The 22,291-nt window shown below is 39.5% G+C and carries 19 protein-coding genes and 1 riboswitch; of the genes, 16 read left to right on the top strand and 3 right to left on the bottom strand.

Annotated elements, in window-relative coordinates:
- Positions 1-2: 2 nt before the first annotated feature.
- Both AC5KOD_RS17820 and AC5KOD_RS17815 read right to left on the bottom strand, forming a co-directional pair.
- Positions 3-1,586 (bottom strand): ABC transporter permease subunit, encoded by a 1,584-nt coding sequence (locus tag AC5KOD_RS17820; protein ID WP_496915938.1) that lies wholly within the window; start codon positions 1,584-1,586, stop codon positions 3-5.
- Between the two features lie 134 nt (positions 1,587-1,720).
- Positions 1,721-1,896, bottom strand: a riboswitch (Lysine riboswitch).
- 50 nt (positions 1,897-1,946) lie between these two features.
- Positions 1,947-2,246 (bottom strand): hypothetical protein, encoded by a 300-nt coding sequence (locus tag AC5KOD_RS17815; protein ID WP_496915937.1) that lies wholly within the window; start codon positions 2,244-2,246, stop codon positions 1,947-1,949.
- Between the two features lie 186 nt (positions 2,247-2,432).
- On the opposite strand from AC5KOD_RS17815, the gene AC5KOD_RS17810 reads away from it, so the two are divergent.
- The 4 genes from AC5KOD_RS17810 to AC5KOD_RS17795 are packed head-to-tail and all read left to right on the top strand — an operon-like array spanning position 2,433 to position 4,907.
- Positions 2,433-3,350 (top strand): EamA family transporter, encoded by a 918-nt coding sequence (locus AC5KOD_RS17810; RefSeq protein ID WP_496915936.1) that lies wholly within the window; start codon positions 2,433-2,435, stop codon positions 3,348-3,350.
- A gap of 51 nt (positions 3,351-3,401) precedes the next feature.
- On the top strand, positions 3,402-4,094 hold the full coding sequence (locus tag AC5KOD_RS17805) for an NAD-dependent protein deacylase (RefSeq protein ID WP_496915935.1): 693 nt from the start codon (positions 3,402-3,404) through the stop codon (positions 4,092-4,094).
- A gap of 20 nt (positions 4,095-4,114) precedes the next feature.
- Positions 4,115-4,381: a chorismate mutase gene (locus AC5KOD_RS17800; protein WP_496915934.1), complete on the top strand. Its 267-nt coding sequence runs from the start codon at positions 4,115-4,117 to the stop codon at positions 4,379-4,381.
- A gap of 4 nt (positions 4,382-4,385) precedes the next feature.
- On the top strand, positions 4,386-4,907 hold the full coding sequence (locus tag AC5KOD_RS17795) for a transcription repressor NadR (protein ID WP_496915933.1): 522 nt from the start codon (positions 4,386-4,388) through the stop codon (positions 4,905-4,907).
- A 47-nt stretch (positions 4,908-4,954) separates the two neighbouring features.
- Here AC5KOD_RS17795 and AC5KOD_RS17790 read toward each other — a convergent pair whose 3' ends face one another.
- Complete coding sequence (locus AC5KOD_RS17790) at positions 4,955-6,337, bottom strand: L,D-transpeptidase family protein (RefSeq protein ID WP_496915932.1); 1,383 nt, start codon at positions 6,335-6,337, stop codon at positions 4,955-4,957.
- 367 nt (positions 6,338-6,704) lie between these two features.
- Here AC5KOD_RS17790 and pth point away from each other — a divergent pair, with 367 nt between their 5' ends.
- The 12 genes from pth to lysS all read left to right on the top strand — a co-directional run bounded on the left by pth (position 6,705) and on the right by lysS (position 21,955).
- Positions 6,705-7,274 (top strand): aminoacyl-tRNA hydrolase, encoded by a 570-nt coding sequence (pth, locus tag AC5KOD_RS17785; protein ID WP_496915931.1) that lies wholly within the window; start codon positions 6,705-6,707, stop codon positions 7,272-7,274.
- Positions 7,275-7,292: 18 nt separating this feature from the next.
- The gene (mfd, locus tag AC5KOD_RS17780) at positions 7,293-10,829 is read left to right on the top strand and encodes a transcription-repair coupling factor (RefSeq protein WP_496915930.1); all 3,537 of its coding nucleotides are present in this window, start codon (positions 7,293-7,295) and stop codon (positions 10,827-10,829) included.
- 9 nt (positions 10,830-10,838) lie between these two features.
- Positions 10,839-12,422, top strand: coding sequence for a putative polysaccharide biosynthesis protein (locus tag AC5KOD_RS17775; protein ID WP_496915929.1), 1,584 nt, complete (start codon positions 10,839-10,841; stop codon positions 12,420-12,422).
- A 71-nt stretch (positions 12,423-12,493) separates the two neighbouring features.
- Entirely contained in the window at positions 12,494-12,769 is a 276-nt protein-coding gene (locus tag AC5KOD_RS17770; protein ID WP_496915928.1) for an RNA-binding S4 domain-containing protein, read from the top strand.
- Between the two features lie 62 nt (positions 12,770-12,831).
- Complete coding sequence (locus AC5KOD_RS17765) at positions 12,832-13,296, top strand: FtsB family cell division protein (RefSeq protein ID WP_496915927.1); 465 nt, start codon at positions 12,832-12,834, stop codon at positions 13,294-13,296.
- A gap of 69 nt (positions 13,297-13,365) precedes the next feature.
- Positions 13,366-13,803: a S1 domain-containing RNA-binding protein gene (locus tag AC5KOD_RS17760; protein WP_209532140.1), complete on the top strand. Its 438-nt coding sequence runs from the start codon at positions 13,366-13,368 to the stop codon at positions 13,801-13,803.
- 220 nt (positions 13,804-14,023) lie between these two features.
- Positions 14,024-15,421, top strand: coding sequence for a tRNA lysidine(34) synthetase TilS (tilS, locus tag AC5KOD_RS17755; protein ID WP_496915926.1), 1,398 nt, complete (start codon positions 14,024-14,026; stop codon positions 15,419-15,421).
- A 52-nt stretch (positions 15,422-15,473) separates the two neighbouring features.
- Positions 15,474-16,022 carry a hypoxanthine phosphoribosyltransferase gene (gene hpt, locus AC5KOD_RS17750; RefSeq protein WP_496915925.1) on the top strand — a complete coding sequence of 183 codons (549 nt, stop codon included), beginning with the start codon at positions 15,474-15,476 and terminating at the stop codon, positions 16,020-16,022.
- Positions 16,023-16,092: 70 nt separating this feature from the next.
- Positions 16,093-18,255, top strand: coding sequence for an ATP-dependent zinc metalloprotease FtsH (ftsH, locus tag AC5KOD_RS17745; protein WP_496915924.1), 2,163 nt, complete (start codon positions 16,093-16,095; stop codon positions 18,253-18,255).
- A 172-nt stretch (positions 18,256-18,427) separates the two neighbouring features.
- The gene (hslO, locus tag AC5KOD_RS17740; protein ID WP_496915923.1) at positions 18,428-19,306 is read left to right on the top strand and encodes an Hsp33 family molecular chaperone HslO; all 879 of its coding nucleotides are present in this window, start codon (positions 18,428-18,430) and stop codon (positions 19,304-19,306) included.
- 19 nt (positions 19,307-19,325) lie between these two features.
- Positions 19,326-20,315, top strand: a complete 990-nt coding sequence (dusB, locus tag AC5KOD_RS17735) for a tRNA dihydrouridine synthase DusB (protein ID WP_496915922.1) — start codon at positions 19,326-19,328, stop codon at positions 20,313-20,315.
- Positions 20,316-20,461: 146 nt separating this feature from the next.
- The gene (gene lysS, locus AC5KOD_RS17730) at positions 20,462-21,955 is read left to right on the top strand and encodes a lysine--tRNA ligase (protein WP_496915921.1); all 1,494 of its coding nucleotides are present in this window, start codon (positions 20,462-20,464) and stop codon (positions 21,953-21,955) included.
- The last annotated feature ends 336 nt before the right edge of the window (positions 21,956-22,291 follow it).

Raw genomic sequence — 22,291 nt, 5'->3', positions numbered from 1 at the left:
AACTATCTCCCCCCTCTTGTAGAGTCGGTTTGTTCAATTTTTTTAACTTGCATTTGATTGGCGTATGGTGCGTAATCATCAGGTCCGTCAAGTCGGCGTTCTAAGTAGCGCAGTATTTGTGTCACAGTGAAGGTCATAATAAAGTAGATGATGCAGACGACAAAGAAAGTATCGAAAAAGCGGTAGTTGCTACCGGCGACAGATTTTCCTTGGAAGTACAATTCACTTACGGCGATGACATTTAAGACAGAGGTGTCTTTAATATTAATGACAAATTCATTTCCTGTCGCAGGGAGAATATTGCGAATAACTTGTGGAACCACGACATTTTTCATTGTTTGAAAATGAGTCATACCAATTGCTTGAGCAGCTTCAAACTGTCCTTTATCAACGGAGTAAATTCCACCACGAACAATTTCTGTCATGTACGCCCCTGTATTGATAGAGACAATAAAGAGCGCGGCAAAGGTTGGATTCAGGTCAATATTAAACGCCTGAGAACTGCCATAATAGATGACCATGGCTTGAACAATCATTGGCGTCCCGCGGAAAATTTCAATATAAACAGAGAAAAACTTGTTGAGGAAGCCTAGGCCAAATTTTTTAAGGGCCGTGTCAGGTGTTGGGATTGTTCGGAAGATTCCGATGGCCATCCCAATTGTTGTTCCAATAACTGTACCGATAAGGGAGATGAAAAGGGTCATTCCTGCTCCTCGTAAGAACATCATGCCATTTTCTTTAATGATTTTGACAATCCAAATCTCGTTGGTCTCGTTGTCTGCTTGTTTATCGATCACACTTTTCATAATGTCGTCTTGTTTATCAACAGGAATATCAGCTAAAATTTGATTGATTTCCGTCCGTAAAGGACTATTTTTTTTCAATCCAATCGCAATTGCCGTATCTTCTGGCGCAGTTTGGAAGCTATTTTCCTTAGAAAATTCAACCAATTTAAAATTGGGATTAGCTTTTTCTGCGGTCAGTGCTTCAGGTTTTTCCGTGACATAGCCATCAATTTTCTCTGATTCAAGTGCCACCCGCATAGCAGGGAAATTATCCATGGCTGTTTGCTTACTAACTCCTGGAATTTGATCGATAACAGAGTAGTGGAAGGTATTTAATTGAGCGGTGATTTTCGCTCCTTTAAAATCAGCCAAGCTTTTTGCCTCTTGAAATGTACTGCCATTTTTTACTAATATCACGAGATGAGATTGATAGTAGACATCGGTAAAATCGATTTGTTTTTTTCGTTCTTCAGTTGGAGACATCCCAGCAATTACAGCGTCAATTTTTCCTGAGGTCAAAGCAGGAGCTAGACCATCCCATTCGGTTTTGACAATCACTAGTTCTTTGCCTAGCTTATTTGCGATAATTTTTGCAATTTCGACATCGTACCCACCTGCAAATTCTTTTGAGCCTTCGATGGGAACAGCTCCGTTTTTATCGTCTGTCTGGGTCCAGTTGAAAGGGGCATAGCCTGCTTCCATCCCCACTCTAAAAGTGCCTTCTGCGTGGACAGTTTGGCTACCAATCAACAGCCCGACAAATAGTGCGAGGATTACCCCAACTTTTTTTCTAATCGTCATTTGTTCCTCCTAATATGGAGCATGATGAGTCTCCATTATTTGAATTGCTTGTTGCGTCACTTGATGAAAAATAAATAGCGACCTCATGATTTTTTCATGAGGTCGCTATAACGGATTAATTCATCCTGCCTTTAGACATGACTAGCGCAACTTAGTTTTTACAAACTAAGACAGTTCAACAGCTATCAACTGTTGTCCCAATATCTATTAGTGAGGCTAATAGATATTTCGGCGATGTTCCCTCCTGATAGCGTCAATGTATCCTCATACTCGACTACCATTCCTAATTATCGCGACCTCTACCTCATATCTGAGGTACGTATTTAATTGTTGTGATGATTCATATAAGTGCTGCTTGGTTTATTTAGCTGTTTCTAGCTTTGGTTCACGGCCAAGAACAGCTTTAATAACTGCTAAGACTAATTCAACTGCAATTAGTGCGTACATTAGCGAGCTATATGTGGTGATACCGAAATCCCATGTCTTATAAACAAGTAAAACAATAGCTAGAACGATAGCTGCTAAAACGTTAAATAGTGCAAATGCCCATAAATTGCCATTTTCTTTGTTCGTTAAGTAATAAATAGAGAAACCAGTGCTGATAACGATCCATGCAATACTTACCAAAATACTCACCCAATAAATTAAAAATGCTACCATTTTTTCCACCTCTTTCTTCTCACTTGCTATTTTAACATCTTATCTAGGCCTTGTCATTGAAAACTGTTAGAAAACTGTTTTTTTTATCACAAACTCTGCCTTTAATAGTGACGAGAGGAATAAAAGCGGTCTATTGACCTTTAAAGGATTCTACGTTATTTTTAATAAGACAAATAGGAAAAGTAGGTGATAATAGTGTGGTTTATTCCAGCACTAATTACGGTTTTAGCGTGGGGAACGGCAGATTTATTTTATAAAAAAGGAAATAATCCTGCAGAGTCTAATAGTGCGCTAAAAACAGTTGTAATGGTTGGCCTTGTAATGGGTTTACATGCTGTTTTTTATATGATGATCTATCAAAAAGTTAATTTTGATTGGCATAATCTGGTTCTTTATTTGCCTGTTTCAGCCATGTATATTTTATCGATGGCAATTGGGTATTTGGGCTTAAGGTATATTGAATTATCTATTTCATCGCCGATTAGTAATTCTTCGGGAGCGGTCTCAGCGTTGATGTCATTTTTGATTTTGGGTAGTCGCATGGCTTTTGTTCAATTTGTGGCAGTAGGCTTGATTTCAGTAGGAATATTTTTATTGTCTTACTATGAAAAGAAAGAAGCCGATCGTGCTTTAGCTGATGCAAAGGAAACGATTGATAAAAAATACCGACTAGGGGCAGTGGCAATTATTTTTCCAATTTTGTATTGTGTAATTGATGGAGCTGGAACGTTTCTCGATGGCTATTACTTAGAAACTAAGAAGATTATGTCTGAGGATCAAGCCTTAATCAGTTATGAATTAACCTTTCTGATAGTTGCTTGTGTTATTTTGGGCTATTTAACTTTAATAAAGAGGGACAAGATGTCCATCAGGAAAGAGAAGTATCGTACGTTAGCAGCTCTTTGTGAGACCTTGGGCCAATTTTTTTATGTTGGTGCGATTGCAAGTAATGCTATTGTGGTTGCTCCACTGATTTCATCTTATAGCATTGTTTCAGTTCTTTTATCACGACTTTTTTTAAAGGAAAAATTGACGGTTAAGCAGTATTTAGTGATTGGGATGATTATGGTGGCGATTGCTATTTTAGGTTTTTATGATGGCTAATCAGCTAGAATGAGTCCTTTTTTATTGTTATAATGAAGAGAGGTGATAAAGATGAGTAGACGAGAGCAAGCATTGGCTGTAATAAGAGAGAGTCAGCACCTGACTTTTTTAACAGGAGCAGGCGTTTCTGTTCCGTCAGGTATTCCTGATTATCGGTCGATGGGTGGCGTGTATGAAGGACTTGAGAAGCCGGAGTATTTGTTGAGTCATAGTTGTTTGATGACTGAACCAGCTGTTTTCTATGGGTTTATTAAGCAGTTGTATCATCCTTTGGCTAAACCAAATAGTATTCATCAAAAAATGGCTCAACTAGGAAGTCAAAAAGAAGTTGTAGTTGTGACACAAAACATTGATCAGCTTCATCAGGCGGCAGGCAGTCAGGTAATTAATTTTCACGGCAGTTTGTATGAGTGCTATTGCCTAACGTGCCAAAAAGAGGTAACCGTAGATGAGTACTTGATGAGTGATCGACATAGAGAATGTGAGGGACATCTTAGACCTAATGTTGTTTTATATGAAGAAAACTTAGCTAATCAAGTGATTGAGTCGGCCATTCAAGCAGTTGAATCGGCAGAGGTATTGGTGATTGTTGGAACGAGTTTTAAGGTGTATCCGTTTAGTGATTTGTTACGTTTCAAGAAACCGGGAAGTCAAGTGATTGTGGTGAATAATGAGCCTCTTTGTTTAAAAGAGGACTACCTGATGGTGACAGAGGATGCAGTAGAATTTTTTAGCGAGCTGTGACCATGGAAAAGAGGAAGATTATGTTAACTGAGCAACGTAAAAAGATTGATGAATTAGATCGAAAAATTGTCGCTTTATTGGAAGAGCGGATGTCAGTTGTCACAGAAGTGGCGAGGATTAAACGAGAGAATCAATTAGATATTTTAGATGGTCAACGAGAAGCCATTGTTTTAGATAAAATTCGAAGTTATGTGAAAGAACTGTCGTATGAAGCTAGTATTGTTGAGGTTTATCAAGAAATGCTAGCTATTTCTAAGAATTACCAATCAAAGACTAATGGGAAGTGATGTCATGACAGGAGAAGAGCGGCGAGAGTTGATTGTGGCACAATTAGTAGCAGCAGAAAAGCCATTGAGTGCGTCAGCGTTTGCTAAGGATTTTGGCGTGAGTCGTCAAATTATTGTCGGTGATGTTGCCTTGATTCGGGCAGCGGGAGTGGCAGTACGTGCAACTGCTAAAGGTTATGTCTTAGAGCAGGAAGAAACTCCTGAGTGTTACCGTGGGCAGGTAGTGTGTCAGCATCAATTGGCAGAAACAGAAGCAGAGCTGTTGCTGATTGTTAACCTAGGCGGCATAGTGGAGAATGTGTCTGTGGATCATCCTTTTTATGGTGAGTTGACAGGGAATTTGGATATCCGTACAAAAGAGGATGTGGCTCTATTTATCCAAAAAATCATGCAAAAAAATGCTCGCTTATTACTTGATTTGACCGGCGGGATTCATCTGCACACGTTGCGATGTCTTGATTACGCTCATTTTGTTCAGATTCGAGAAGGGCTCGCTGAAGCGGGGTTACTTTACCAAGAAAAATAGAGAGTGAGACAAAAGCCAAATCGACTTTTGTCTCACTCTCTATTTGTTTAAAAGACTAATACTGGCGTACCAACTTCAACAGCATCAAAGAGTTTACCAGCGACATCAGGCGGTGTATTGACACAACCGTGTGAGCCAGCTGTTTGCCACAATTGTCCACCATATGCTGGCTGCCAATTAGAGTCATGGATCCCCACTCCAGCCCAATCGATTGGCAACCAATAATCAACGGGAGTTGCATACTTGGAGCCATCGTCATTTGTTCCTCGTAAGGTTGAATTACGTTCTTTGTTCCAGATGTAATTCACGCCAGGAGGTGTTGGTGTGGCTGGTTTTCCAGAGACAATGTCAGTATCTAAAACTAAGCCACCATCGCGGTAGTAATACATATGCTGACTTTGTAAATCAACTTCTATGTACGTATTGCCAATTAAAGGTGAGCTGATTGAGGCACTTCCTTGAGCAATTGGTGAGCGATTAACGCCATTTCCTTTTAAAAGCTCATCGTAAAGAGTATCAGTCTCAGAATCAGTTTGAATTGTCCAACTGTAAGAACCACTTGGAACAGACACCTCACCACGAGCGGTACTTTTGAAAGTGGTTGGATTAGTACTAGTGTTATACTGGTCACCGATAGAGGCAACATAAGCTCTGATTTTTTCCTTGTCCAGAGCCACTTTGTTGTTGGCGCCATCGTAATTAATCCAATTGGCAATGTCACCTTTTGATATGGCCACATTGTTACCATTAATAACATAGTTAACTTGTTGATTAGTGATGCGACTTACTTCATCTAAATTTTTCTTCAAATCAGCATTATCAGATTTGACTGTTGGTGTTGCGATAAATGTTTCTAACTCGAGATTTTCTTTTCCTGTTGTTAGGTTTGTTTTCAATGTTTCAATGACTTTATCCGTTTCAATATTGTTCCCTTGAACTTCTGGAACTATTTCAAACCCTTGGTCATTTTTTTTAATCGTAGCATTGACGGACACGGTACGACTTTTATTAAGTTCACTGATTTCATTTGTGAGTGAGTCCGTGAAGGCTTTTAAATTTTCTTCATTAACGGAGGCATCTTTCAATTCATGATTCTTTTTATTGAAATAACTCATAAACCATAAATAGTTATTTTGTTCACTTAATATTTTTTTTAGGTCAGGAGAGTAATTGTATTCCATACCCAATTCACTTGTGGGAATCTGTTTCCAAACCTGTCCATTATCAAGAATGTCAAATGTTTCTTTGGCATTGTGATCGGTCATTACTTTTTCGGCCTGTTCAAGAGTCATCTGACTAACATCGACACCATTGGCCGAAGATTGTGGGAAATAATGCTGTTTAAAAAAATTAACTTGATAGGCATAGAGACCAATGATTAGGATTAAAAGTACGCCTATTAAGATAAATATCCAATTCTTTGCTTTCATTAAAAAAGCTCCTTCTTATGTTTTGTAATCATATTGTAACATATCGGCTAGAAATTGCGACCTATTTCTTTTGCTAATGGGAGTCTTTGAGGTGAAATTGAATCGTTTTAAGAGAATATTAAGAATCAATGACAGGTTAATAACTAGTAGCCTGACTAGTTATGGCGCTCCTAAGTTAAATATAGAAATTTTCTTAGTAGAAAGCAAGTAAATTATTTATGAAGATTTCCAGAGATGTGTTATAATTGAAGGAAAACTGGGCGATGAGTGACTCATCGCTCAGCTATTTTGTGTATGACTGAGTAAAATTTCAGGGTTTTTCTAACATGATTTTCAGTCAGTTGATTAATTGAAAGGGGCATCATTAGTGAAGTTAATAGTGGGATTAGGTAATCCAGGCCCAAAATATATGGCCACAAAACATAATATCGGTTTTATTACAATTGACGAATTAGTGCACCGAGAAGGGGCATCATTTAATAAGCATCAGTGTGAAGCAGAAATTGCGGAGTTTTTTATTGGTGGTGAAAAGATTATCTTAGCGAAACCGGTGACCTTTATGAATGAATCTGGTCGCTCAGTAGGACTGTTAATGTCTTATTATAATTTGGAGATGGCTGATTTATTAGTTGTCTACGATGATTTGGATTTACCGATTGGTAGTTTACGCTTACGTCAAAAAGGCGGTGCTGGTGGTCATAATGGAATTAAAAGTTTAATTCAACATTTAGGAACTCAAGAATTTAATCGGATTAGAATTGGCATTGATCGTCCACGACCAGGTCAAGATGTGATTTCTCATGTACTAGGAACTTTTCCAAAAGAAACTCATGAGGAGATATTAATTTCTGTTAAAAAAGCGGCCGATGCAAGTCTTTATTGGGCGGCAGGTCATACTTTTGCTGAGGCAATGAATCAATTTAATATGAAGACATAGGAAGTAGGATAACAATTAATGAGTATTTTAGATAAGGTGATTAAATCAGAAAAAGTGCGGTCGTGGTTGGACCAAACGGATACGGCTAAACAGCAATTAGTCACAGGATTAGCTGGTTCAGCTAAAATGCTGGTTATGGCTAGCTTATTTCAGGAGAAGCAAAAACGTGTCGTTCTTGTAACAGCTAATTTATACCAGGCGCGTAATTTAATAGATGATTTACGGAATGTAATCCCTGATGATCGTCTTCATTTGTTTCCAGTTGATGAGGTAACTTCCGTTGAGATGTCATTCTCTTCACCAGAAGCTGTGGCAGAACGAGTGACGACATTGTCATTTTTGGCAAGTGGTCAGCCAGGTGTTATTGTGGTTCCTTTGGCTGGGGTACGTAAGTTTTTACCTGCGCCAAATGATTGGCAAAATTTTGAACGCAAAATTGTTAAAGAGGCTGAGGTTGACATTGATCAACTAATTAAGCAGTTAGTTCTCATGGGTTACGAACGTCAAGGGATGGTCGGCAAACCAGGAGAATTTAGTTTGCGTGGCAGTATTTTAGATATTTATCCATTGACGACCGATTACCCTGTTCGAATTGATTTTTTTGATGTACAGGTAGATTCAATTCGTTATTTTGAAGCAGATACTCAACGGTCTATTCAGCCGATTGAGGAGATTACTATTAGTCCAGCAACAGATGTATTTGTTGGTGAGGCAGAGTTAAGCGCGGGAGCAGAGCGCTTAAAGGATGCCTTAGCTAAACATGTAGCGGTGGTTAAAGAAGAGACTGATAAAGAGTTACTAAGAAGCTATTTTGAGACCTTAATTGGTGAGTGGCAATCAGGTAATCCAACAGATGATGCGCGCTATTATTTAGATTTTTTATATGCTGACAAAACATCCTTATTTGACTATCTAGAGACTGGTGACTTGATCTGTGTGGATGACTACCCACGAGTTTTGGAAGCTGAAAAAGAGATGCTGCTTGAAGAGGCTGAGTGGCTGACACTCAAGCTTCAAGAATTAAGGGTGTTTCCAGATCAAGCCTTAGGAGCAGAGTTTCGTCAGGTCTTAAAGCAGACACCTTGTCATATTAGTTTCTTTTCTTTATTTCAAAAAGGTATGGGAAATTTAAAGTTTCAAGCTGTTCATAATATTCAGTTTAGAGCGATGCAACAATTTTTCGGTCAGATGCCACTGTTAAAAGTTGAAATGGAGCGTTGGCAGAAGAAAAATGAAACAGTCATCGTATTAGTTTCTAATGAAGAAAAAAGTAAAAAAGCTGAAGAGATGTTTATTGATCATGGTATGTCAGCGGTTATTACGACGGCTGATAAGTTATTGGATGGCAAGGTTCAAATTGCGGTTGGGCAGTTACAATCAGGTTTTGAGCTACCAGAAGAAAAGCTAGTTGTTATTACAGAACGTGAGTTGTTGCAGACGGTAGCTAAAAAAAGAGCTCGTAAGCAAACCATTTCTAATGCAGAGCGTTTAAAGAGCTACAATGAGTTAACACCTGGTGACTACGTGGTTCATATTAATCACGGGATCGGTAAATATGTTGGGATGGAGACTCTCCAAATGGATGGGGTTCATCAGGATTATATGACGATTGTTTATCAGAATAATGATAAATTATTTATCCCAGTGACACAGCTTAATCTTATTCAGAAGTATGTTGCATCAGAATCTAAATCGCCGAAGATCAATAAATTAGGTGGCAGCGAGTGGACCAAAACACGTAGTAAAGTAACCGCTAAAATTGAAGATATCGCGGATGATTTGATTCAATTATATGCAGCTCGTGAAGCTGAAAAAGGGTATGCTTTTTCGCCAGACGATGATTATCAAAAGGAATTTGAAGATGCGTTTCCATACAGTGAGACAGAGGACCAGCTAAGGAGTATTCAGGAAATTAAGCGCGATATGGAGAAAACTAAACCAATGGACCGCTTATTAGTAGGGGATGTTGGGTATGGAAAGACAGAAGTTGCTTTGCGAGCAGCTTTTAAGGCGGTTCAAGACGGCAAGCAAGTTGCTTTTTTGGTGCCAACGACTATTTTAGCTCAGCAACACTATGAAACGATGCTTGAACGGTTTGCAGGTTTTCCAGTAACGGTTGGTTTGTTAAGTCGTTTCCGAACTAAAAAACAACAAACAGAAACCACGGATGCTTTGCGCAAAGGTCAAATTGATATTGTTGTAGGAACACATCGAATTTTATCGAAAGATATTAATTTTCAAGACCTAGGTCTGTTGATTATTGATGAGGAGCAACGCTTTGGTGTGAAGCACAAAGAGCGACTTAAACAGCTTCGTTCTGAAGTGGATGTGCTAACGTTGACGGCGACACCGATTCCTCGAACACTTCACATGTCAATGCTTGGTGTGCGTGATTTATCAGTGATTGAAACACCACCGGCTAATCGTTATCCGGTGCAAACTTACGTCATGGAAAAAAATCCTGGGGCAGTTCGTGATGCGATTGAGCGCGAGTTAGCTCGCGGAGGTCAGGTATTTTACTTGTATAATCGTGTGGACACGATTGTCCAAAAAGTGGATGAGTTATTGGAGTTAGTTCCAGATGCTCGAATTGCCCACGCTCATGGTCAAATGACTGAGATTCAACTGGAAAATGTTTTATATGATTTTGTTAATAAAGAGTACGATGTACTTGTGACGACAACTATCATTGAGACTGGAGTGGATATTCCTAATGTTAATACGCTGTTTGTTGAGAACGCGGATCACATGGGCTTGTCTCAATTGTATCAATTGCGAGGTCGGGTAGGTCGGAGTAATCGCGTAGCCTATGCGTATTTCATGTATGAGCCGCAGAAAATTTTAAATGAAGTGAGTGAAAAACGTCTTCAAGCGATTAAAGATTTTACCGAGTTAGGGTCAGGGTTTAAGATTGCGATGCGTGATTTATCTATTCGTGGAGCTGGAAATTTACTAGGCGCTCAACAGCACGGCTTTATTGATTCAGTCGGATTTGATATGTACACTCAAATGTTAAGCGATGCTGTAGCGCGTAAACAAGGGTCAACCACCCATGATTACAAAACCTCTGTAGAGATCGATGTGGGAATTGATGCGTATATTCCTTCAGAGTATATAACTGATGAGCGTCAAAAAATTGAAATTTATAAACGAGTTCGCCAATTAGAAACAATGGACATGTATGAGGAACTGGAAAATGATTTATTTGACCGTTTTGGGCCATATCCTGATGAGGTTGGTTACTTACTGTCAATTGGTCTGATTAAGATGAACGGTGATTTTGCATTAATTGAAAGTATTCGTCGAACAAAAAATAAACTGAGCCTACTATTGAGTACTGCGGGAACCAATGCCTACAAGGTGGAGCAGATTATTAAGACGCTAACGGCAACCAAATTGGAAGCTGATTTGGGATTAGATGATGCTCAGATGAAAATTACGCTCACGATACCAAAGGATATGAGTGCGGCGGTATGGTTGATGGAACTTTCTCAATTTGTGACAGCTCTTCGACAAGAAAAGTATGTTAGCAAAGAAGCGATGGAAGAAGTGTAGGTGAGAGACATGGCGAAAGCAGGTCAACAACGGTTGATGCGCGGGGCGCTATTATTGACGGCAACCTCTTTTATTGTCAAAATTTTGAGTGCTATTTACCGAGTTCCCTTTCAAAATATGGTTGGCGATGAGGGGTTTTACGCCTATCAGCAAGTCTATCCAATTTATGGGATTGCGATGACGTTGGCTCTTTCCGGATTGCCGATATTTGTCTCAAAATTGGTTGCTGAGCAAGAGGATGAGACTCAAAAAATAGTGGTTGTTAGGCAGCTTTTCCCTTTAGTTTTTTGGTTATCTACGGTGTTGTTCGCAGTCACCTTTTTTGGCAGTGATTTACTGGCTAGCTGGATGGGTGATGAGGCGTTGTCGCCTATGATAAAGATGGTCTCATTCGTGTTCTTACTCACCCCTTTTTTGACTAGTTATCGAGGTTACTTTCAAGGGGAACTAGTTATGGGACCAACAGCTTATTCTCAATTATGGGAACAAGTTTTACGAGTGGGTGTCATTCTAGTCGCGGCGTTCATTTTGACAAGACTTGATTGGTCAATTTATCAAATCGGCACAATTGCGATGGCGGGTGCGGTTGTTGGTGGTTGTGGAGCGCTTGTTATCTTAATGACATCCTCATTAGTCACTGAGGGGATTGGATTAAAAGGCTTATTGCATAGTCTTGGCCAAACGACTCAGTCACGCGTCTATTTGCGCCGCTTTTTAGTAGAGGGTGGTTTGATTTGTGGCTACAGTTCATTACTGGTATTATTTCAGCTCGTTGATTCATTTGTGATAAAAAATCAGTTGGTAGTTTTTGGTTTAACGAATATGGAAGCTAAAGTAACTAAAGGAATCTATGACCGAGGGCAGCCTCTGGTACAAGTTGGTTTGGTGATTGCGGTCGCGTTGACTACCTCTTTTTTACCTACGTTGACGAAGTACCATGTAGAAAAAAAATATGTTTTTTATCAACGAGCAGTGGCTACTTTTTTACGATTAACGGTTGTGGTTTCTAGTGCAGCTAGTGTTGGATTAATTTTACTGCTTCCATATGTTAACCGAAGTCTTTTTGGAGACAACGGCGAAGAAGTGTCATTGAGTTTGTTTATGGGGACGATTTTCCTAATGTCGCTAGTGTTAGCTTTTCAAACGTTGTTTCAAAGTCGTAACCATTACCGACCGCCGTTGTATGGCGTGAGTGTTGGATGCGTGATTAAAATTGTGACGAGTCCACTATTGACTCGGACATTAGGTACAACAGGGGCTAGCCTTGCAACTTTACTTGGCTTGGTTAGTTGCTTGCTTATTTTGATTTATTATTCGCCAAAGCAGACAAAAGGGGCCGTTAATGCTATTTTTTTATGGAAATTAATGAAGTGTCTTGTAGCGATGGTGGCAAGTGTTGGTGCGTATCGTTTACTTATAGAAACGTGGTTGTTAGCAACTGGGTCGCGTGTGTTATTTTTTCTAGCAGCAATCGTTGGGGTCGTAATTGGCGGAGGCATTTTTGTTTGGTTATTGGTTAAAGGTGAGTTGTTTACGTTAAGAGAGTGGCTAGCGATTCCGATGGGGAAGAAGCTGCTGCGTTTAAAGAAATAAGGTATGGTGGATAACTTTATCTTGTGTTATTAAGTAAAAAAATTGGTAATTATAAAATAGGAGGAACAACGATGCGTTTAGATAAATTTTTAAAAGTGTCGCGGATTATTAAGCGGCGTACAGTGGCGAAAGAAGTGGCGGATAAAGGCCGTATACAAGTCAATGGCCAGTTAGCAAAATCGTCGACAAGTGTTAAAGTTGGCGATCAACTTAAAATAGTTTTTGGGAATAAAACCCTTGAAGTTAAAGTATTGGATTTGAAGGATTCGACCAAAAAAGAGGACGCGCAAGATATGTATGAAATTGTCAGTGAAACAAGAGAGAAAACCTTCGAAAATTTAGATTAGACAATGGCCGTCCTTATTGATATAATGTCTATGATACTGAATCCGTGAATGGAGTTTTTGATATGGAAGATAAGATAATTGAACAGCCAAAGCCAAAAGAGTCTAATGTTGCGTCTATTGGCAATCAATTTACTAAGGAACAAATTAAACAATTTAATAAACAACAAAAGCGAATCATTTTTAAACGTCGTCGTTTAGCGGTTATTTTTGCTGTAGCGTTAGTTGTTTTCGTGTTAAGTGGGTTTAATTTATTGCGTAGTTATCAACGTATCAATGTATTGAATGAGACAAAGGCGACAGCTGAAGCAACTCAAGCAGATTTAACAGCGCAAGTGGCTTCGTTGAAATATGATGTGAAACTATTAGAGGATCCGGCTTATTTGCAAAAATTAGCACGTCAAAAATATTTTTACACTAAAGAGGGAGAACGTGTTTACAGTATCCCGCAAATCAATCCAAATTCTCGTGGAGAAACAAAAGCCGATGAATCCGCTACTAATTCTGAGACGAATCAATCGTCGAAATAGGTATTGGGCTTGTAGGTGAGTTACTATAATAAAAAAGGGTTAAAAATACTAAGGAGGAACAACTTTTTTATGTCAATCGAAGTAGGGGCAAAAATTTCTGGTAAAGTGTCAGGTATTACAAATTTTGGAGCATTTATCGATCTAGGTGAAGGTAAAACAGGGTTGGTTCATATTAGTGAAGTTTCCAATAATTACGTTAAGGACATTAATGATGTACTTAAGGTAGGCGAAACTGTTGAAGTTAAAGTAATGTCTGTTGGTAATGATGGTAAGATTGGTTTATCCATTCGCCGAGTTTCCGAAGAAGTGCCTGAAAGAGCACCGAAAAAAGAATTTACTCGCCCTCAACGAAAAGAATATAAAAAACCGGTTGTCCAAGCTGCTCACAAAAAGGATGATTTTGACTCGTTAATGAGTTCATTCTTGAAAGACAGCGATGATCGTTTGACTTCGTTAAAACGTAACACTGAAGGCAAACGTGGCGGTCGTGGCGGACGACGTAATTAAATAATTGAACTTATACGAAGTTGTGTAACCTGTAAGTTACTTCGATGTCCCTCATGTCTAAGGTTTAAAGACCAATGAATGGTGGCTCGCAATTTTTTTGAAGTGTAATGAGCAGATTTCAGTGTATGGACCGCATAGCATTCGTGAAATAGGGGGTAGGACTTTTGTCCCACCCCCTTTCTTGTTAGGTGCATTGGTTTTGAAATAAGGAGGGTATGTGGTGTTAAGCCGAGAGTTTAGGCAATTAAATAAGCAAGAATCCTTTTGGCGACAATCTGATCGGGTTTTGTTGGCTGTCTCTGGCGGTGTGGATTCAATGGTGCTGTTGGGGCTATTTAAGCAATTGTCTGAGACGGAACGTCCTTTTTTTGGAGTGGCTCACGTCAATCATCAGTTGCGAGAAGCCTCTTTGGCGGAGGAGTTTTTTTTAGAATCTTATTGTCAACAGGCTGGGATTCCTTTTTATGTTAAGAGGTGGGATCAGCAAGTCGAGGTAGGAAATGTGGAAAGCAGAGCCCGAGAAGCTCGCTACTCTTTTTTTGCTGAAATATGTGATCGTGAGAAGTATGATTGTGTAGTGACAGCACACCATGCTGATGATCAGGCAGAGACTATTTTGATGAAAGTGACTAAAGGGGCTCAGCTCCAAAATATGGTAGGTATCCGCCCAACCAGTTACCGAAATGGACTGGTTATTCATCGGCCTTTGCTAGCTTTTTCTAAGGAGCAGCTTTTGACATGGGCAGAAAAGGAACAGTTACCGTATGTTGAAGATGAAAGTAATTACAGTCATGATTATTTTAGAAATCGTGTGAGACACCAACTTATTCCACAATTTAAAGCAGAAAACGCAAACTTTTTAAAACATATTCATAATTTAGTCAAACAAATTGCGTATGCTAATGATATTATAGAGGATACGGTCAAAGAAATTTGGCCACGTGTTATGAGAGTAGTAGCTGAGTCTTGGCGAATCGATCTGACAGAGTTTCGTCTGTTAAAGGAGAGTCAACAATACATGCTATTGGTTGCTCTTTTTCAGAGAGCGCTCGTTTCTGACGGGGTAGCTGTAAACGAAGAGCAACTTATGCAACTGTTAGTGATGTTACGAGCGGATGACGGGGCTCATGAGTTTCATTTATCTAAAGGGTGGCACTTTGAAAAAAGTTATGATGAAGCCTATTTGAGTAAGACGGTGGTTGCTGAAAGTATGTGTGATTCACCGCGACACCTTGAGGTAGGAGCGGGTATTTACCTTAGTTCGACTGAATGGTTAGGCTTTGAGCGAGTGGATCAGCCTTTAAGGCTACCACCTGAGATTGCCCAGTGGCAGGCTTTTGATTGTCCTGTTTCAGCAGATGTGGCAATGAAGCATTTAATCGTTCGACAAGCAGAGGCTGGAGACCGAGTTATTTTTAATCAAGCAGGTAATCATAAGAAAGTTAGTCGGATTTTTATTGATGAGAAAATACCGGCTAATAAACGTTGGCAAACCTGGTTAGTTTGCGAACCACAAGGTGAAATTCTGTGGATTGTCCCAATTAAGAAAAGTTATTTGAGTATTGTGAAAGAAACTGATAAAATACATTACAGGCTTATCTATTTAAAGTTGGACTGATAGTCCTTAAAAGCTTTTCAAAAGAGTAAGCAAGACTTGGAAGGAGACTCTTATGTTAGAGAAAGACATTGAAAAATCATTGTATTCAAGGGAAGAAATAGCAGCTAAAACAAAAGAATTGGGTCAACAAATTACGAAGGATTATCAAGACAAAAATCCGTTAGTGATTGGTATTTTAAAAGGGGCTGTTCCATTTATGGCGGATTTAATTCGCGAAATGAACATGCAATTAGAGATGGATTTTATGGATGTTTCAAGCTACGGGGTAGCGCTCGTTTCTTCTGGAGAGGTTAAAATTATTAAGGATTTAGATACCAATGTGGCAGGTCGTGACTTGCTGATTGTTGAAGATATAATTGACAGTGGTCAAACCTTAAAATATTTAGTTGAATTATTTAAATACCGTCAAGCTAAGTCAGTTAAAATTGTGACGCTTTTAGATAAACCAGAGGGGCGAGTGGTTGATATTACGCCTGACTATTCTGGTTTCGATGTGCCAAATGAGTTTGTTGTGGGCTGTGGACTTGATTATAAAGAAAACTATCGTAACTTACCATTTGTAGGCGTATTAAAACCTGAGATTTACGAGACAAATAACTAATAATATTTCAAAAGTATGTTAGAATAAATATGCGTGACAAAAAGATTGTGTGATTAGAGGGAGGCCCTATATGAATAAAAAGAAAAACGGGGGAATGAAGAATACACTCTATTATATATTGCTAGTTTTAGCGATGGCAATGGTCGTGTTCTTTTTCTTTGGCGATAAGAAAAGCCCCGGTTCGGATATAACGTATTCAACGTTTTCTGAGCAGTTAAAAAATGATAAAATTAAAGACATGGAAATACAGCCAGCTAATGGTGCGTATAAGATTACAGGAACGTATTATGACAAACCAAAAGTTGAAGACAAAGGTCTATCGATTTTGGGTTCAAGTAATGTGGCGAATGATCGCTTTACAACCATCGTCTTGCCTAATGATGCGACATTAGCAGAAATTACTAAAAATGCCACAACGGCTAAAACGAAAGTAACAATTAAAGAACAATCTAGCAATGGTGTTTGGTTGTCAATGTTGTTCTCTTTCCTACCATTGATTGTGATGATTTTCTTTGTTTACATGATGATGGGGCAAGGTCAGCAAGGTGGCGGCGGTGGCCGTGTAATGAATTTTGGTAAATCAAAAGCCAAAGAAGCTGATAAAAAAGCCAATAAAGTTCGTTTCTCTGATGTAGCAGGGGCTGAGGAAGAGAAACAAGAATTAGTAGAAGTGGTTGAATTCTTAAAAGATCCTCGTCGTTTTGTGGAGCTTGGTGCTAGAATTCCGGCAGGTGTTCTATTAGAGGGCCCTCCAGGAACAGGTAAAACATTACTAGCTAAAGCAGTAGCAGGTGAAGCCGGCGTACCATTCTATTCAATTTCAGGTTCTGATTTTGTGGAGATGTTTGTCGGGGTCGGTGCAAGCCGTGTTCGTGATCTATTTGAAACAGCTAAGAAAACGGCTCCTGCGATTATCTTTATTGATGAAATCGATGCGGTTGGTCGTCAACGTGGAGCTGGTATGGGTGGTGGACACGATGAGCGTGAGCAAACCCTGAACCAATTACTTGTTGAAATGGACGGATTTAGTGGGAATGAAGGTGTTATTGTCATTGCGGCAACTAACCGTTCTGATGTCTTGGATCCAGCATTGTTACGTCCAGGTCGTTTTGACCGTCAAATTTTAGTTGGTCGCCCAGATGTTAAGGGGCGTGAAGCGATTCTTAAAGTTCATGCCAAGAATAAACCATTGGCAGCGGATGTTGATTTGAAAGTCGTTGCTCAACAAACACCAGGTTTTGCCGGGGCTGATTTAGAGAATGTCTTGAATGAGGCAGCTTTAGTGGCTGCTCGTCGTAATAAAAAGAAAGTGGATGCTTCTGATATTGATGAAGCACAAGACCGTGTTATTGCGGGTCCTGCTAAGAAAGATCGGGTTGTCAGCAAGAAGCAGCGTGAATTGGTTGCGTACCATGAAGCGGGTCATACAATCTGTGGGCTAGTGTTAGATGATGCTAACACGGTTCATAAGGTAACAATTGTTCCTCGTGGTCGTGCGGGTGGTTATATGATTTCCCTTCCTAAGGAAGATCGTTTCTTAATCACTAAGAAAGAAATGTTTGAACAAATTGTTGGTTTACTAGGTGGTCGTACTGCTGAAGAGATTATCTTTGGGGTTAAATCAACGGGAGCTAGCAATGACTTTGAGCAAGCAACTGGTTTAGCTCGTAGCATGGTAACTGAGTACGGTATGAGCGATAAATTAGGACCTGTTCAGTATGAAGGGAATCATCAAGTTTTCGTTGGCCGTGATTATGGTCAAACTAAGGCTTATTCTGAGCAAGTTGCGTTTGAAATCGACGAAGAAGTTCGTAGTATTCTAAACGAAGCTCATGCGAAGGCTCGTCAAATTATTGAAGAGCATCGTGAGCAGCACAAATTAATTGCTGAGAAATTGTTAGAGTTTGAAACATTAGATGCTCGTAGCATTAAATCACTTTTCGAAGATGGTGTGATGCCTGCTGATGTGATTGCTAATCAATTCCCAAGTGAAAAGGCTGGTACTTTTGAGGAAGCTAAAAGAGCCTTAGAAGAAAAAGAAGCGAAGAAGCAAGAGGAAGAGAAGCAAGAAGATAAAGAGAGAGCTTTGGAAGCTGATGAACCAGTTAAAACAACTGACGAACCTGTGACACCAAGAGTTCCATCAGATGATGCTGAAGAGCAAACAGATGAAGAAAAAGCAGAAGCGAAAACCGAGTATGAAAAAGAAAAATTCGAAGATCGCTACAAATAAGCGTTAAATCAAGTGGGTTGCCTTGGCAGCCCACTTTTGCTTTGGATGATACCAGAGAGCTTGCAATCAATTTCTATTCTTGATACACTATCAAACAGCAAAATTGTCTAAAATGATTTTTCGGTTTAAGATAGTAAGGACAATTAAAATCTAGAAAAATAGGTGAATTTAAATGGAAGATTATTTATTAAAAGCGTTGTGTTTTGAAGGTCAAATACGAGCTTTTGCTGTTAATGCTACAAAAACTGTTGGGGAAGCGCAGCATCGCCATGACACGTGGAATACGGCTTCTGCCGCTTTAGGGAGAAGCATTGTCGGTTCTTTGATGTTAGGTGCGATGAATAAAGGTGAGGACAAAATCACTGTTAAGATTCAAGGGGATGGTCCCGGAGGATCAATTATTGTAGTAGCTGATGGGCATGGTAATGTGAAGGGGTATATTCAAAATCCTCATGTTAGTTTGCCTTTAAATGATAAAGGAAAGATTGATGTTAGAGGAGCGGTTGGGACGGCAGGTGTGCTGTCTGTTATTAAGGATTTAGGTCTCAAGGAGCCTTTTTCAGGACAAGTACCTTTAGTTTCTGGTGAATTAGGTGAGGATTTCACGTATTATTTGGCTAATTCTGAGCAAGTGCCATCTGCTGTGGGGTTAAGTGTTTTGGTTGATAAAGATGACACGATTAAAGCTGCTGGTGGTTTCATGATTCAGGTGATGCCAGGTGCAACGGATGAAACGATTACTAAAATCGAAAAACATATTGCCGAAATTCCATTTGTTTCGCGTTTGATTGAGCAAGGGGAAACACCTGAAGAGATTCTTAACCGGTTGTTAGGTAAAGAGAATGTCAAGATTTTGGACAAGGTGCCTGTCCAATTTCATTGTGATTGTACGAAGGATAAGTTTTCATCTGCAATTATTTCCCTAGGGAGGGAAGAAATTCAAACGATGATTGATGAGGATCAGGGAGCGGAAGCGGTCTGTCATTTTTGTGGTAATAAGTATCAGTTTGATGAAGCTGATTTAACAGCTTTGTTGGAAGAGATCGGGTAAGGAATAAGGGGGAACCACTATGTGGAAAATAGGCGATATTGAGATTCCTAATAGAGTGGTCGTTGCACCAATGGCCGGTATTAGTAATGCTGCTTTTCGGGTAACGGTCAAAGAGTTTGGCGCAGGGTTAGTAGTGTGCGAAATGATTAGTGATAAAGGGATCCAATTTAGAAATAAAAAGACCTTAGAGATGCTTTATATCGATGAGAGTGAGCATCCGTTAAGTGTGCAAATCATGGGTGGCGGTAAAGATACCTTGGTTGAGGCGGCCAAATTTGTGGAGGAAAATACAAAAGCGGCAATTATTGATATCAACATGGGGTGTCCGGTCAATAAAGTGATTAAAAATGAGGCAGGGGCTAAGTGGCTATTGGATCCTAATAAGGTGTATGAGATGGTTGAGGCGGTGGCTTCGGCTGTCAAGATACCTGTAACGGTTAAAATGAGAATTGGCTGGGATGATCAACATGTTTTTGCTGTTGAGAATGCGTTGGCGGCAGAAAAAGCTGGTGCGGCGGCAGTTGCTATGCACGGTCGGACTCGTGTTCAGATGTATGAAGGTAAAGCGAATTGGGATGTTCTACGGGAAGTCAAAAAGCAGTTAACGATTCCTTTTATGGGGAATGGTGATGTCCGAACGCCTCAAGATGCCAAGCGGATGATTGAAGAGGTTGGTTGTGAGGGAGTTATGATCGGACGTGCTGCATTAGGTAATCCGTGGATGATTTATCAAACCAAGCATTATTTGGAGACGGGTGAGTTATTACCAGAACCTGAGGCACGTGAAAAGATAAAAACTGCTAAGCTTCATTTAGAGCGTTTAGTTGACTTGAAGGGTGAAGTGATTGGTGCCCGCGAATTTCGTCAGCATGCTGCTTATTATTTGAAGGGGATTCCGCGAGCGGCAAAAACCAAGGTTGCGATTAATCAAGCGACTAAACAAGCGGAAATTATTACGTTGTTGGATGAGTTTGTGGATGCAACAGAAGCTAGAGGGCTTGCACGTTAAGTGAATACTACCAGCTAAAAGATGAGGGTATCAAGTGTTTAAAATGGATAAAAAAGGCAAAAGGAAAGATTTCCCTTGCCTTTTTTGTTTTTAGTGTGGCATTATAGATAGAAGAATGTAGCTTTTGAAAGAACGGAGGAAACAGAGTGACTGAGGAACAAAATACTCAACAAGAAATGAATGACCAATTATTGGTTCGTAGAGAAAAGATGGCCACGTTACAGGCTACTGGAATGGATCCATTTGGCCAACGATTTGATCGTAGCCATAATTCTAAGCAATTGCACGAAGCATATGGTGACATGACTAAAGAAGTGCTAAACGATCAACATTTAACAGCAACGGTTGCTGGTAGAATAATGACTAAGCGTGGTAAAGGAAAAGTAGGGTTTGCTCATTTGCAAGATAGAGAAGGGCAAATTCAGATTTATGTCAGAAAAGATACAGTCGGTGAAGAAGAATACGACTTGTTTAAACAGGCTGATTTAGGTGATTTTATCGGTGTGACCGGTGATATCATGAAAACAGATATGGGTGAATTGACAATTAAGCCAACGAGCCTAACCTTTCTAACGAAAGCTCTTCGTCCCTTACCAGATAAATATCATGGTTTAACTAACGTGGAGCAGCGCTATCGCCAACGTTATTTAGATTTAATTAGTAATCGCGATAGTTTTGATACGTTTGTGAAACGTAGCCAGATTATTAAGGAAATTCGTAATTATCTAAACGATCATGATTACTTAGAAGTTGAAACGCCAACGTTACATAATATGGCAGGTGGAGCTGCGGCTCGACCGTTTATTACACACCATAATGCTCTTGATATTGAATTGTATTTACGAATTGCGCTAGAACTGCATTTGAAACGACTAATTGTTGGTGGGATGGAAAAAGTCTACGAAATTGGGCGAGTTTTCCGTAATGAAGGAATTGATACGACTCATAATCCTGAATTTACCATGTTAGAAGTCTATACAGCTTATGCGGATTACCGTGATGTTATGGATTTAACAGAGGGGATCATTAAGCATGTCGCTCAAAAAGTAAATGGTAGTTTAACGGTTCTTTATGGTGAAACGGAAGTCAATTTGAGTGGTGAATGGACTCGTTTGCATATGGTGGATGCAATCAAGGCGCAGACAGGTGTTGATTTCTGGCAGGAGATGACCGATGAAGAGGCCCGTGAAATTGCGAACGCACATAATGTTAAAGTTGAGGAGCACATGGAATTTGGTCATGTTGTCAATGAGTTCTTTGAAGAATTTGTTGAGGACACCTTAATTCAACCAACATTTATCTATGGTCACCCTGTAGCGGTGTCACCGTTATCGAAGAAAAATCCAGAAGATAGTCGTTTTACAGATCGTTTTGAAGTCTTTATTGTCGGAAATGAGTATGGTAATGCCTTTACTGAATTAAATGATCCGATTGATCAGCGTGAACGATTTGAAGCTCAAGATCGTGAGCGAGATTTAGGGAATGATGAAGCACATGGAATCGACAATGATTTTATAGAAGCGTTAGAGTATGGTATGCCGCCAACAGGTGGTTTAGGAATTGGTGTCGATCGACTGGTTATGTTGCTGACAAATTCCCAATCAATTCGCGATGTGTTACTTTTTCCAACGATGCGTTAACAAAGAAAGCCCGCTAATTTTTAGTGGGCTTTTACATTTATTTTTAGCTAATTTATACCAAGTAAGTAGGGGCGATTGTCAGAAGTCAGTTTTCATGGTGATTACTTTTGCGAATGTTATAAAGGAAGAGTGTTCTTGTTTGTAGGTAAAAGACGAATAATACACAGGTATTTACTGGGTTTATACAGCTAAATAAAAAAAACTAAAAAAACTCAATATAATAGTTGCAATTTCCTAAAAGACTTGGTATATTATTACATGTCGCTGAGATGTGACAGACAAAACACAACATAAAAAACTTTAAAAAAGTTGTTGACATTGTCAACTGTGTTATGT

The sequence above is a fragment of the Vagococcus sp. WN80Y genome, from assembly GCF_059621045.1.
Note: the sequence above shows the minus strand (reverse complement) of the source record. Positions and strands in the feature narration are given on the sequence as shown.

Bases quoted from the DNA above. Each gene is read 5' to 3' on its own strand.
- ftsH (WP_496915924.1), top strand. From the start codon at position 16,093: ATGAATAAAAAGAAAAACGGGGGAATGAAGAATACACTCTATTATATA.
- hslO (WP_496915923.1), top strand. From the start codon at position 18,428: ATGGAAGATTATTTATTAAAAGCGTTGTGTTTTGAAGGTCAAATACGA.
- AC5KOD_RS17795 (WP_496915933.1), top strand. From the start codon at position 4,386: ATGACAGGAGAAGAGCGGCGAGAGTTGATTGTGGCACAATTAGTAGCA.
- hpt (WP_496915925.1), top strand. From the start codon at position 15,474: ATGTTAGAGAAAGACATTGAAAAATCATTGTATTCAAGGGAAGAAATA.
- dusB (WP_496915922.1), top strand. From the start codon at position 19,326: ATGTGGAAAATAGGCGATATTGAGATTCCTAATAGAGTGGTCGTTGCA.
- AC5KOD_RS17805 (WP_496915935.1), top strand. From the start codon at position 3,402: ATGAGTAGACGAGAGCAAGCATTGGCTGTAATAAGAGAGAGTCAGCAC.
- AC5KOD_RS17770 (WP_496915928.1), top strand. From the start codon at position 12,494: ATGCGTTTAGATAAATTTTTAAAAGTGTCGCGGATTATTAAGCGGCGT.
- AC5KOD_RS17790 (WP_496915932.1), bottom strand. From the start codon at position 6,337: ATGAAAGCAAAGAATTGGATATTTATCTTAATAGGCGTACTTTTAATC.
- AC5KOD_RS17765 (WP_496915927.1), top strand. From the start codon at position 12,832: ATGGAAGATAAGATAATTGAACAGCCAAAGCCAAAAGAGTCTAATGTT.
- mfd (WP_496915930.1), top strand. From the start codon at position 7,293: ATGAGTATTTTAGATAAGGTGATTAAATCAGAAAAAGTGCGGTCGTGG.
- AC5KOD_RS17815 (WP_496915937.1), bottom strand. From the start codon at position 2,246: ATGGTAGCATTTTTAATTTATTGGGTGAGTATTTTGGTAAGTATTGCA.
- AC5KOD_RS17775 (WP_496915929.1), top strand. From the start codon at position 10,839: ATGGCGAAAGCAGGTCAACAACGGTTGATGCGCGGGGCGCTATTATTG.
- AC5KOD_RS17760 (WP_209532140.1), top strand. From the start codon at position 13,366: ATGTCAATCGAAGTAGGGGCAAAAATTTCTGGTAAAGTGTCAGGTATT.
- AC5KOD_RS17800 (WP_496915934.1), top strand. From the start codon at position 4,115: ATGTTAACTGAGCAACGTAAAAAGATTGATGAATTAGATCGAAAAATT.
- AC5KOD_RS17820 (WP_496915938.1), bottom strand. From the start codon at position 1,586: ATGACGATTAGAAAAAAAGTTGGGGTAATCCTCGCACTATTTGTCGGG.